Origin of the sequence: Erwinia sp. JUb26, from assembly GCF_003751505.1 — a bacterium.
GTDB lineage: Bacteria > Pseudomonadota > Gammaproteobacteria > Enterobacterales > Enterobacteriaceae > Erwinia.
Map to the genome: position 1 here is coordinate 48,173 of NZ_RJVB01000003.1, position 12,531 is coordinate 60,703.

Consider the following 12,531-nt stretch of genomic DNA (forward strand, 5'->3'; position numbering starts at 1 on the left):
GCAATGCCACCAAATCACGGTGATTTTTCATCCTGCCCAGCGCCACAGCCCATTTCAGCGATATTTTCCCTCAGTGTTTTCCTGGGTGAATGCGCTGCGTTCGACCAAACTAACAAAATGCCCTTAACGATAAAGTCAACGAGGTGAAAAACGCCAATGTCGGCAGCCCGCCATTCGCCGAATTAATCACGTGCAATCTTTAGGGTGAGATGGGATCTTTTTGTAGTACGGACAGCACTGAGTGTGGATGGTCGGGCGATCGGGGGCGGCAAACGCTGACCGCCCCCGTTATCAACTGAACGAATGCTGTGAAGCTTCAGACCATACGAGTCCGAGCGCCGGCGCAATCTACGGCGACACGAAACGACTATTGCTTGATTTTGACGCGTTCCTGGCTGGCCGGTGCGGCCTGCTGCTCGCGGTCGGCCGCAAGCTGGCGCATATCATCCCACCACTGCTGCCATTTTTCGGCCACCACCGGCGTGAAGAAGCGAGCTGCGCTGCGTGCCGCCGCTCCGCGCATGGTGCGCAGTTTGCCCGGATGCTCCAGCAGGTCGATCAGCGTGTCCGCCAGCGCCTGCTCGTTACCGTCCTCAACCAGCACGCCCGCCTTGAAGTTGCCCAGCAGGTCGCGTGGACCGTAATCGACGTTAAAGCTGACCAGCGGCGTGCTGTAGGCCAGCGCTTCCAGACCAAACAGCGAGAAACCTTCCTGATCGGAGCACAGCACCGCGCAGCAGGCCTGGCGGTGGATGTCGGCAACATCGGCAGAGAACCCGTTGATATGGATATTCTGCGTCAGCCCCTTATCCTGAACCTGTTTAATCAAACCGGCACGCAGCGGGCCGACACCCCAGGTGTGCAGCTGGGCATCCGGCACCGCCTTCAGCACTTTCTCGAATACGCGGAGCAGCAGACCGTGACGTTTTTCCTCGGAGTAGCGGGCCATATACACCACATTTTTACTGGCCTTTTTGGTAATCTTTTTGCTCGCCTGCGGATTATCGATGTGGTTTGGAATGGTTCGCAGCCGCTGTGCCGGGAAACCGCTGCCAAGCAGCGCCTGTTGCTGTCCGTCGGTCAGCACCACCAGCTGGTCGATATTTTTTTCGCTGTCGAGTACGCGCGCATAGCCCGCCTTCAGCTTGCCATCCGCCAGTAGATGAGTGGAGTGGAACAGCGAGGTCAGCGTGCCGTTGCAGTGCAGATGCGGCGCATGGCGAATAAATTCGCTCCACGGGCGGTTTTTATCCACCAGGAAATGCCATTCGGTTCGCGGATCCAGGCACATAATCGCCATCGCGGCGACAAATGCCGCATCGCTGCGCCAGCTTATCTTCTCGCCGTTCGGCTGGCCGACCTCTATGCTGGACAGCAGGCTGCTCTGCTGGCGCTGGGTATAGTGCTTGCGCAGAACGATACGCTGACGGCTGTCGACGTAATCTTCGAAGCTCAGCTCGCCCTCGCGCCCCGGCAGTGCATACTGCATCACGCGCAGCGGCGCGTCTTTATCTCCGGTTGAACGTAGCAACACGCCCTGCGGGATCGCCGCCAGCGGGGCAAGCTTCTTACTATCGCACAGCGGCGACAGCCACTGATAAATGCTCATGACCTGGGTGTCTGCCGGGAGCTTACCGGCCGCCTTAAAGGTATTAACAGTTTCTTCCAGTGCCGGGTTAAACGACGAGATCAGAATGGTCGGCAGCACGCCGAGATGCTCTTTAAACAGCCTGACGCGGCGCATTGTCGCCACTTCAATGCCGTTGCCGACGTTGCGCAGGTTCTCACACAGGAACAACACGCGCGGTTCGCCTGATTTGCGCGGGCCACCGCGCGCGGCCTGGGCCTTTGCCGCTACCGAGGCCTTCACAGCGGCCGCCTGTTCATGGGCTGGCTGACGCAGATAGTTATGGTAGGCGACATAACCTGAAAGATAGTGTTCAACATCATCGATCCTCACTCGGAAGCTGTGATGGCGTATAAAGAAGCTGCCAACAATGCGCTCGGGGTTTTTGAAGAACATCGCCAGTTCCGGCCAGAAGAAGCCGTTCAGCAGGTAGCGGGCGCGGAACTCCAGCGCCTCGTAAAATTTGTTCAGGTCGAAGTCAAACAGCAGATGGGCATGGCGTTCGTCGGCGGCCATCCGCACGATCATCTTCTGCGCCGCCATCATCAGTTCGAGCAGCGTCGGGAAGGTGGTGATGCGCGTCAGCACAAAATTCAGATAGTCGCGAACGTTATCCAGCCCGAATTTAAAATAGCGCTCTTCCGGGCGGTAAAGCGTCAGTTCGTTAACGCAGTAGCTCAACCAGTGATCGTGCGCCTGCCAGTGCTTGTTGTCGATAAAGTAGTCAAATGCGCGCTCGACGATGTCCAGCCAGCGCGGATTGCGCGTAATCCCGTACAGACGCATCAGCGCAAACGCCGCTTCTCCGTCGTAATAGATGATGCGCTGCTCCGCCTTCACCGACAGGCTGGGGTAGTTCAGCACGTGTACAAACGACTTCTTATCGGTCTGCATAAAGCCGATACCGTTGGCCAGCCGTTCCATCTGCGCGACATAGCGCTCGTTGCCGGTCAGCTCGGTGTATTTCGCCATCGCCAGAATACAGACGGCGTTGCCGCCCAGCTTGATCTCATTCCCGGTATCCACGAGGAAATCGGCCTCGCTGCCGTCCGGCAGTTTGCGCGTGTGGATCAGCTTGCCGGTGAGGTAGCGAAGCGAGCGCTCAACCGCTTCCATCTGCTGCGGCTGCTGGCTTTTCTCCCAGCCTTCCAGCAGGGCATAGGTGGAGCTGGCGTGGCGCAGCGCGTTGTAGGAGTCGATAGGGCGGTCAAAGCAGGGGAACCAGCCGTAGTAAAACTCACCGGAGGATTTCACCTGTTCGGCCAGGAAGCTGGTGGCGCTGTCTATCACCTGAGGCAGCGTCTCGCCCGGCCAGTTGTCAATGCGACGATAGCCCGCGTTCAGCCCACGATTTTCCAGCGGCCAGGTTCCTGTACCATCGGTAAACACGCCGCTGGTGGTAAAGCACCAGAGGATCTGATCGTCACGCTGTGGCCACTGCAGCGGCTGGCCGAAACGCTGGCGGCCGTAGCTGGCCAGGTTAATCACGTTCGGCGTCGCCAGGTTTTTATTGCCTTCATACAGCACGGCGTTAGCGCACAGCTCCTGCGGCAGCATGGCGAGCGTGAACTGGCTGTCGAGCGACAGCCCGCAGCCAAAGTAGTTACGTTTGGTCTTGCCAAATTCGCGCTGTAAATCTTCCCAGCTTACCGCGCGGACCTGATCCACCACGTCAACCCGCAGCCAGAGCGGCTTACGGCTTTGCTTTTTATTCCAGTTTTGCAGCGCTTCCGCGCCGTCACTCCAGGCCTGTTCAAAACTGTTGCCGCTGGCAATATGGACATGCGCACGTTTATTACCGTGACAGAGACTGAAAAAGAGTACCCAGCCGGGATGACCTTCCGGCAGTGCTGTGGTCGTCACGCTTTCGGCAGAAACACGGGCTGCCTGCAATAGTTTGCTTAATGACATCTCATCTCCTCCAGAGACTATTAACGCTCTCTGAGCGCTTCTTTTGCTCGGTTAAACGGTTTAAAGAGGTAATCCATCACGGTTTTCTCGCCGGTTTTAATATCCACCGAAGCGATCATTCCCGGAGAAATGGAGAAGCGTTTGCCATTTTTATTCTGCAAATAGTCGACATCCGTGCGGATAAATACGCGGTAGTAGTAAATCTCCGGTTTCACTTCGTCCTGGATGGTATCCGGCGAAATCGTCTCAACCACGCCGTGCAGCCCGCCATAAATGGCGTAGTCATAGGCGCTGATCTTGACCAGGGCATTCTGGCCAGGGTGGATAAACGCGATATCGCGCGGCGACAGGCGGGCTTCGATCAGCAGACGATCGTCAACCGGCACAATCTCCATCAGATCGCCGTTAGGGGGGATAACGCCACCGATGGTATTCACTTTGATATTTTTGACGATGCCGCGCACCGGCGAACGCACGGTCAGGCGTTCCACTGAATCAGAACGGCCCTTGATCACTTCCGCCAGCGAGTCGGCTTCCGCATTGGCCTTCGCCATCTCTTCCCGCGCCTGCACGTAGTATTGCGAACGCAGATCGGTCAACTTCAGGTCAAGGTCCGCTTTCTGACGGCGCAGGCGCAGCACTTCCACGTTACTGGCTGCGCCGGTGGTGGCCAGACGTTCGGTGATCTGCAGCTCGCGTTTCACCAGGTCCAGCGCTTCATTGATTTGTGTTTCTGACCCTTTCAGCTGGGCTCGGCGGGTGTTATACAGACGGGTTTCCGTGGCTCTCAGTGACTCAAACTTATCCAGCTCGGCCGGGAAGGTCAGCGGCAGGTCGTTCACTTCCGCCGTCAGGCGTGAGGCCGAGGCCAGTGCAGCCCGGTAGCGCGCCGCGCTTTCACCGACGTTGGACTGCGAGCGGGTCGGGTCCATCCACGCCACGATCTGACCTGCTTCCACTTTGGAGCCTTCGCGCACGTTCAGGCCGCCGAGGATGCCGCCGTCCAGCGACTGCAGTACCTGCTCGCGGGTGCTGGGGATCACCTTACCGGCACCGTTAGACACTTCGTCCAGCGTGCCAAACCAGGCCCAGACGGCAATCACTGCCAGCAGCAGGGCAGTGATCCACACAATCCGCGTGGAGCTGGACAGTTTAACTTCATCACTATCCGCATTATCGATGTCGTCCGCCAGGGTAATGCTGGCGCCGTTATAGACCGGCTGCACCGGGAGTTTATTACCATCCAGGGTGATCGGCAGATCAGGCAAATTTGTTTTCATCGCTGACCTCCAGGGTGCGTTTTTTATCTTCGGCGCGATTCATCGCTTTATCCTTCGGCGCGTCCATCACCAGCGCACCATCTTTCAATACCAGCACGCGATCGGCCAGCTCCAGCACTGCGGCGCGATGGGTGGCAATAATCAGCGTACGACCGGCCAGCCAGCCGCTCAGCCGCTGCAGGAAGTCGCGTTCGGTGTGTTCATCCAGCGAGGCGGTGGGTTCATCCAGCAGCACGATATTCGGGTCGCGCAGCAGCATACGCGCCAGCAGAACGGACTGACGCTGCCCGCCGGAAAGCCCGAGGCCGCCTTCCATAATCTGGTGCTCCAGCCCCAGCGGCAGGCGTTTGATAAAGTCGGCCGCTCCGCATACCTCCAGAACAGCGAAGATATCTTCATCGCGGGCGTGTGGGGCACCCATCGTCAGGTTATCGCGCAGCGTGCCGTGGAACATGCGGGCGTTCTGGGTCAGCAGGCCAATATTGCGTCGCAGATCCGCCACGTCGATATGCGGCAGGCTGAGGTTATCCAGCCGCAGCTCGCCGTCCACCAACTCCACGCCACCGGACAGCGCCTGCAGGAAGGTGGACTTACCGGCGCCGTTGCGGCCCAGTACGGCGATACGTTCGCCACGGCGGATATCCAGCTTGTTCACCCGCAGCGGGATTTGATTAGATTCCAGGTCATAGCGGAACACCGCCGAGCGAATATAGTAATCACCGTAGAGGGTGGCGCAGTGCACGCGCGCTTCATCACCGCCGTTTTCGACCGGCAGCTGCATGATGTTATCCAGGCCGTCCTTCGCCGCTTTCACCTGCTGCCAGCGTGCCAGCACGCCGCACAGGCTGGTCATTGGGGCAATCATGCGTGAAGAGAGCATCGACGCGGCCACCACCGCACCGGTGGTAATATCGCCGTTGATCACCAGCGGTGCGCCGATCATCACCACGGTGGCGTATACCAGGCTCTGAACGGTCATCCCCCAGCTGATCAGTCCCTGAGTCAGGCGACGGGTCGCCATGCCGGACTGCGCGGTAATCTGAATGTAGCTATTCCACTGCTGCTGGAAGCGCTGCTCCGCCTGCATCAGCTTGATATCTTCCAGACCCTGCAGACTCTCCACCAGGATGGCGTTGCGCAGGGTGGTTTCCATCGTGGCCTGGCGTGCCAGCCGGGCCAGCTTTTTCTGTAACAGCAGGCCGGGGACCAGCATCAACACCGTCGCCACCGGGGCGATCCACGACAGATACGGCGAAATCACGATCAGCACGCCCATAAATAGCAGGAAGAACGGCATATCGACGATGGCAGACACGGTGGTCGAGGTGACCATTTCACGCACCTGTTCCAGCTCGCGCACCTGGGAAATAAAGCTGCCGGTGGAGCGGGGGACCGCACTGTTACGCAGGCGCAGCGCGTGGCCGAATACCCGGTCAGAGACGCGCAGGTCGGCGCGTTTGCCGAGGATATCGGTGACGTGCCCGCGGGCGAGCCGCATGATGAACGAGAAGATAATGGCGATCATCACGCCGCCGAACAGCACGTACAGCGTCGGGTAGGACTGCGCCGGGATCACCCGATCATACACCTGCATCGAGAAGATAATCCCGGACAGCGCCATCACGTTGATGATCAGCGACGCCAGCATCACGTACCAGTACGGGCGGATGTCGCGCATCACCAGATTGCGCAGCCAGTTTGGCGTATATTCCGCCAGATAGCGGTCGGCACGGATATCTTTCACCGCGGCAACCGGACGGAAGGCGGCAATATGGCTGATGTCCGGCAGCAGCTCGGAGAAAGAGAGCTGCGTGACCAGCTGGGCATCGCTGATAAAGCTGACCCCGATACCGTCTTTGCCGTCGTAGGTTTCAATAATCCCCACCTGGCCGTCATTCAGCTGGATCACCAGCGGCAGTCGCCAGCTGTTGATCTCGCTGTCTTCGGTGTTCAGCAACCGGCCTGACAGCCCGGCCTGGCGGCCGAGGTTCTGAATAATGGCCGCTAACGGTTTATCCTGCTGCCAACTGGCGGCGGCCTGCAGACCGCCGGGGGAGAATTCCAGCCGATAGTGCCTGGCGATATGGCCAATGGCGGTTACCCAGTCGTGAAGATGGCTTGTCTTATTGTTGTTCTCGCCGTTATCGGGTTCGAGAGGTTCCTGGTGCAGCTGACTCATGGTTGGATCTCCACCTGCTGGATCTTCTGGTTATCCAGGGCAAAAGCATTGCGGATATGCCCCGTGCTGTACAGACAGTCCAGCTGCAGGGTACGGAGCTGGGCGATGGTTTGCTGCTCGGTAAAACGGGACTGATAAATTTCCTGCTCGGCGTTCAGCACGTCGAGAAGCTGGCGGGTGCCCAGCTGCAGATACTGCTGTTGATACAGCTCGCGGGTTTTTTCACCGAGCGCCTGCTGGCGGGCCTGAATGGCCAGGGTGGTGCTGAGGCTCATCGACTCGTTCTGCGAAGCGCTGAGCTGCTGCCGCGCGTCCAGACGCGCCGACTGCACCATGGCGTTGGCGGCTTCGAGGGTATGCACGGCGGCGTTACGCTGCGCATCCAGCCCGCCGCCCTGATACAGCGGCATCTGCACGCGGACATAGGCCGAATACTGCGTGCGGTCCAGAGTCTGGTGGTTGGCGTAGCGATCGTTGAGGTAGTGGGTGACTTCCGGCTCCAGGGAGATGGTCGGCATCCGCTGGGCATTGGCATAATCCAGCTGGGCCTGCGCCTGATTGGCCTGCGCCCACGCGGCCAGCACGGAAGGGATTAAGCGATCGTCAACCTGGGTGACTTCACAGGCTTTGCCGAGTTTGGGCGGGAAGTCGTTGGTGACTTTATTCACCGCCTTCCAGCCGAGGTAGGTGGCCAGCGTTGCGCGCCAGCGGTCAAGGTTCGCGCGATACTGCATCAGCGTGGCGCGCGCGCCTTCAATACGGGTGTTGGTCTGTACCACGTCCGACAGCGAGCTGGCTCCCTGATCGTTACGCTCGCGGGCCAGGCCGCCAATGGTGTTCAACGAATCCAGCTGCGCCTGCGCGATAGCAACCAGCTCCTGATATCCCTGAACCTGTACTAATGCAGCGGCTGTATCATGAGCAACCTTGTCGATGCTCACCAATACCTGGGCCTGCTGTTGCGCCACGCCGGCATTCGCAGAACGCACAGAGCTGGAGACTTTACCGAAGTCATACAGCATCTGGGAAAGCGAAAGGACCAGCGACGGGCTGTAACCGTGTCCACTATATGTGTTGGTAATACCGTTATTCATGCCACCGCTAATTTGCGGGTAGTACTTGGAACGGGCGTAATTCACCTGTTCGGACTGTTCAAACAATTTCCCGACCTGTTCACTAATTGACGGATGCCACTGCACCGCGCGTTGAACCGCCTTGTTGATATCCAGCGGCTGGTTGGTGTTTTCGATAATGGGTTCGGTGACTTCGCCGTTCAGGCTGGGTAATTCTTGTTGACTAACCAGATATTGTGCGCTGATGCGCGAGGGAGCGTCTTCATCCAGCTCTTCGGCCTGTGCCGGAGCCAGCGGAAATAAAACACCGGTCAGCATGAGTAAGCCTGCCGTACTGCGTTTTAGGAGATGAATCATAGAAATACTTTTTCCTGTTCGCTGTTGCTGCTCTCTTACATGCTTCACCCGTCTGCGGGGTTTTACTGTTGTAACATTTAACAATCCGCGTACTCCTTCAGGCAAACCGTAACAGGAAGCGGGGGTGCGGCAGCCCTTGGCTACACTACCCCCGTTAGTCAATAACGTTACATTTGTTGGCACTTCCCTGTGCCACTGAAAAATCCCTCAAACATTAGTTACACGGAAGTATTGTGCTGTTGCAGCAATTCGTCCAGGGTAACGGTCACATTTTCGAGAGTAATCAGTTCAGTTGAGTCGTACTGCGTTCCTGCACCGTCACGGTCAATCGACACCACGGTATTGCCGTCGTCGGTATGTTCTACCGAGACGTAGTTACCAATGGTGGCGGCCGAACCGTCCCAGCCCTGCAGCAGTTCACTGACATCGATGTGGTCTTCGCCGACGGTGAAGTCGGTCCAGGTATCATCACCGTTGCCGCCGGTGGCATCCGCATTATCCAGCAGGTGGTAAACCACCGTGTCTGCCCCGTCACCCAGAGTGAAGGTGTCGTTGTAGGCACTGCCGGAAACAGAGTCATCTTCACTGGTGCCAGTGACCGTTGGTGCCAGGTCAATGGTCAGTGAATTCAGCGTGATTGAGCCGTCGGTTTCGACCAGCGAGTACGAGAACACTTCTTTAGAAGTGATATCGGCCGCGGTGATACCTTCGTTCAATTCATAGCTGTACGTACCGTCAGCGCTGATGGTCAGCGTGCCGTACAGGCCATCCACCGAGGTCGACGCCGTACCGTCATCAGTCAGACTGATACCATCGATATTCAGCGTAGCGCCGGTATGCGAAGTGGTATCACCATCGTGCACGTTGCCGTGAACGGTGCCGGAGGCTTCAGCATCAGTATCGAAGGATTCCACCGCCATCAGTGCACTGAACGTATTCACGCCGTTATGCAGCGTGATGGTCAGCGTTGAGCCCGTCGTCACGTTATGTGAATCAACCACCTGATAGGTGAAGGACGTTGTGGTTGGCAACGAATTCACTTTCAGGTTGGCCGCCAGGGTGAAGGTGTAATCCCCCGCTGCGTTGATGGACAGCGAGCCGTACGCATTGGTGATGGTGGTCAGACCCGATGTCGCGATCGTTGTACCGTTCACCGTGGAGACATGCGTGCCTGTTGGAATTTCACCAGTGGAGGAGCTGGTGTCATTGGCTAACAGGTGGCCTGTGGTACTGGTGCTGTTGGTCAGCAACGTCGTGGTGAGGTCGGTTGCTGCATTGACGCTCAGGGTGCTGGTGCTAACCGCACTGACACCTGTCTTGTTCAACACCACAACATAGGACCCTGCCGTGTTAATGGTGAAGGTATGCGAACCTGAGGTCGGTGTCAGACCAATCAGTATCTGGTAGAGCTGTCCAGTCTGAACCCGTGTTAACGAACCGTTGGCGTTAATCTGGTACACATACGCCGAAACGGTTGTTAAAAGTTCAGCCCCACTAACACCGCCGGTTACGGTAAAGGTCCGGGATTCGCCCGTACCCACGGTGAACTGCAGCTGCGGGTTGCTGCCAAGTAGCGTGATGTTAAGCAGATTATCCCCGAGACCGGCGGTCACCAAGGCGGTCTTAGTATCCGAACCAATCGCCGTGGACTGAACGCTTCCCGTGTGGGTCAGGAAGTCCACCTCACCGGTATCCGGCTTCGCCGTCACGATGATCGCTGACTTGACCTGCGTTCCGAGTGATTCATTACCCGTCGGATCCTTCAGCGTTACTGTCAGCTGCGTACCCGTGGTCTGCGGCGTGTTCAGCGTCACGGTAAAGGTACCGTTCTGTCCGACCGTGATGTTGGCCGGGCTGATGGTATTTCCGTTGGCATCCTTAACCGTCACGGTGGAACCGACTTCACCTGAACCGGTAATCACCGTACCTGCTGCGTTGATAGCCAGATCGGTCGGTGCGGTAGGTGCCGTGGTGTCATGCGCGGTAACCGGTGCAGTCGGCGATGGGTTATTCGCCGCATCGGTCTGCTGCACGGTAAGCGCCTGGCCGTTGGTCTGCGCGGTGGTCAGATTGACGGTGAAGCTGCCGTCTGCCGCCACGACAGTACCTGCCACGCTGATCACGTTGCCATTGGCATCACGCACGGTAACTCTCGCACCTGGTTCACCGGAACCGGTGATAGTCAGACCGTCATTGGAGACGTTCAGACCGGTAGGAGCAATCGGAGGCGTGGTGTCGCCTGCAGTAACCGGTGCAGTCGGTGACGGGTTATTCGCCGCATCGGTCTGCTGCACGGTAAGCGCCTGGCCGTTGGTCTGCGCGGTGGTCAGATTGACGGTGAAGCTGCCGTCTGCCGCCACAACAGTGCCTGCCACGCTGATCACGTTGCCGTTGGCATCACGCACGGTAATACGCGCACCCGGCTCACCGGTGCCGGTGATGTGCAGGCCGTCAACTGCAACGGTCAGGCCGGTCGGTGCCAGTGGAGCTGTGGTATCGCCTGCGTTAACCGGTGCAGTTGGTGACGGGTTATTCGCCGCATCAGTCTGCTGTACGGTAAGCGCCTGGCCGTTGGTCTGCGCGGTGGTCAGATTGACGGTGAAGCTGCCGTCTGCCGCCACAACAGTGCCTGCCACGCTGATCACGTTGCCGTTGGCATCACGCACGGTAATACGCGCGCCCGGCTCACCGGAACCGGTGATGGTCAGGCCGTCAACTGCAACGGTCAGGCCGGTCGGTGCCAGTGGAGGTGTGGTATCGCCTGCGTTAACAGTAACCGGCGTAGAGCTATTGTTGCCGCCGTCGGTCTGGGTCACGGACAGTGCCTGGCCATTGGTCTGAGCGGTGGTCAGATTGACGGTGAAGCTGCCATCTGCCGCCACGACAGTCCCTGCCACACTGATCACGTTGCCGTTGGCATCGCGTACGGTGATACTTGCACCAGGTTCCCCGGTACCGCTTAAGGTCAGGCCGTTAGCCGCTACGCTCAGATCGTCAACCGCTGCCGGTGGCGTGGTGTCGCCCGCGTCTACGGTAACCGGTGTGGAGCTGTTGTTCCCACCGTCGATCTGGGTGACGGAGAGTTCCTGTCCGTTGGTCTGCGCGGTGGTCAGATTGACGGTGAAGCTGCCGTCTGCCGCTACCACAGTGCCCGGAATGCTGATGACGGTACCGTTGGCATCACGCACGGTGATCGCCGCACCCGGTTCACCGGTACCGGTGATGCTCAGTCCGTCAGCCGCCACGCTCAGGTCGTCAACCGGTGCCGGAGGAGTAGTATCGCCAGCATGAACGGTGACCGCCGGAGACGTATTGCCATCTGTATCCGCCTGAGTGACGGAAAGCGTCTGGCCGTTAGTCTGCGCGGTGGTCAGATTGACGGTGAAGCTGCCGTCTGTCGCCACGATGGCGCCAGGCAGGCTGATCACGTTGCCGTTGATATCGCGTACGGTGACGGTCGCGCCAGGTTCACCGGTTCCGGTGACGGTCAGGCCATCAACAGAGACTTCCAGATCGTCAACCGCTGCTGGTGACTCGCTGTCACCCGCCTGTACGGTAACCGGCGTGGAGCTGTTATTGCCGCCGTCGGTCTGGGTCACGGAGAGGACTTCGCCGTTGATCTGGGCGACGGTCAGCGCGACGGTGAAGCTGCCGTCTGCCGCTACCACAGTGCCCGGAGCGCTGATCACGTTGCCGTCCACATCGCGAACGGTGATGGAGGCACCCGGTTCGCCGCTACCGGTGATGCTCAGGCCGTCATCCGCCACGCGCAGATCGTCAACCGGTGCCGGAGGCGTGGTGTCGCCCGCGTCAACGGTAACTGGCGTTGAGTTGTTGTTGCCACCGTCGGTCTGGGTGACGGAGAGTTCCTGACCGTTGGTCTGTGCGGTTCCCAGGGTGACGGTGAAGCTGCCATCCGCTGCCACGATGGTGCCAGGCAGGCTGATCACGTTGCCGTCGACATCGCGCACGGTAATGCTTGCGCCTGGTTCGCCGGTACCGGTGATGGTCAGGCCGTCAGCCGCCACGCTCAGGTCGTCAACCGGTGCCGGAGGCGTGGTATCGCCCGCGTCAACGGTAACCGGGGTGGAGGTGTTGTTGCCG

Annotated in this window: 5 protein-coding genes (1 of these 5 running past the window's edge); all 5 read right to left on the reverse strand. The window is 58.9% G+C overall.

The window, feature by feature from the left end; translation table 11 throughout:
• Window positions 1-367: 367 nt before the first annotated feature.
• Entirely contained in the window at window positions 368-3,538 is a 3,171-nt protein-coding gene (locus EC836_RS09030; RefSeq protein WP_123332257.1) for a glycosyltransferase, read from the reverse strand.
• A 20-nt stretch (window positions 3,539-3,558) separates the two neighbouring features.
• Window positions 3,559-4,818, reverse strand: coding sequence for an HlyD family type I secretion periplasmic adaptor subunit (locus EC836_RS09035; protein WP_123332259.1), 1,260 nt, complete (start codon window positions 4,816-4,818; stop codon window positions 3,559-3,561).
• Window positions 4,799-6,997, reverse strand: coding sequence for a type I secretion system permease/ATPase (locus EC836_RS09040; protein ID WP_123332261.1), 2,199 nt, complete (start codon window positions 6,995-6,997; stop codon window positions 4,799-4,801). The genes EC836_RS09035 and EC836_RS09040 overlap by 20 nt, the downstream gene beginning before the upstream one ends.
• The gene (locus EC836_RS09045) at window positions 6,994-8,427 is read right to left on the reverse strand and encodes a TolC family outer membrane protein (RefSeq protein WP_370347216.1); all 1,434 of its coding nucleotides are present in this window, start codon (window positions 8,425-8,427) and stop codon (window positions 6,994-6,996) included. The genes EC836_RS09040 and EC836_RS09045 overlap by 4 nt, the downstream gene beginning before the upstream one ends.
• Window positions 8,428-8,645: 218 nt before the next feature.
• Window positions 8,646-12,531 carry the end of an Ig-like domain-containing protein gene (locus EC836_RS09050; protein WP_158612775.1) on the reverse strand. The gene runs 6,059 nt beyond the window's last position, so only the last 3,886 of its 9,945 coding nucleotides appear in the window; its start codon lies beyond the right edge, outside the window; its stop codon occupies window positions 8,646-8,648.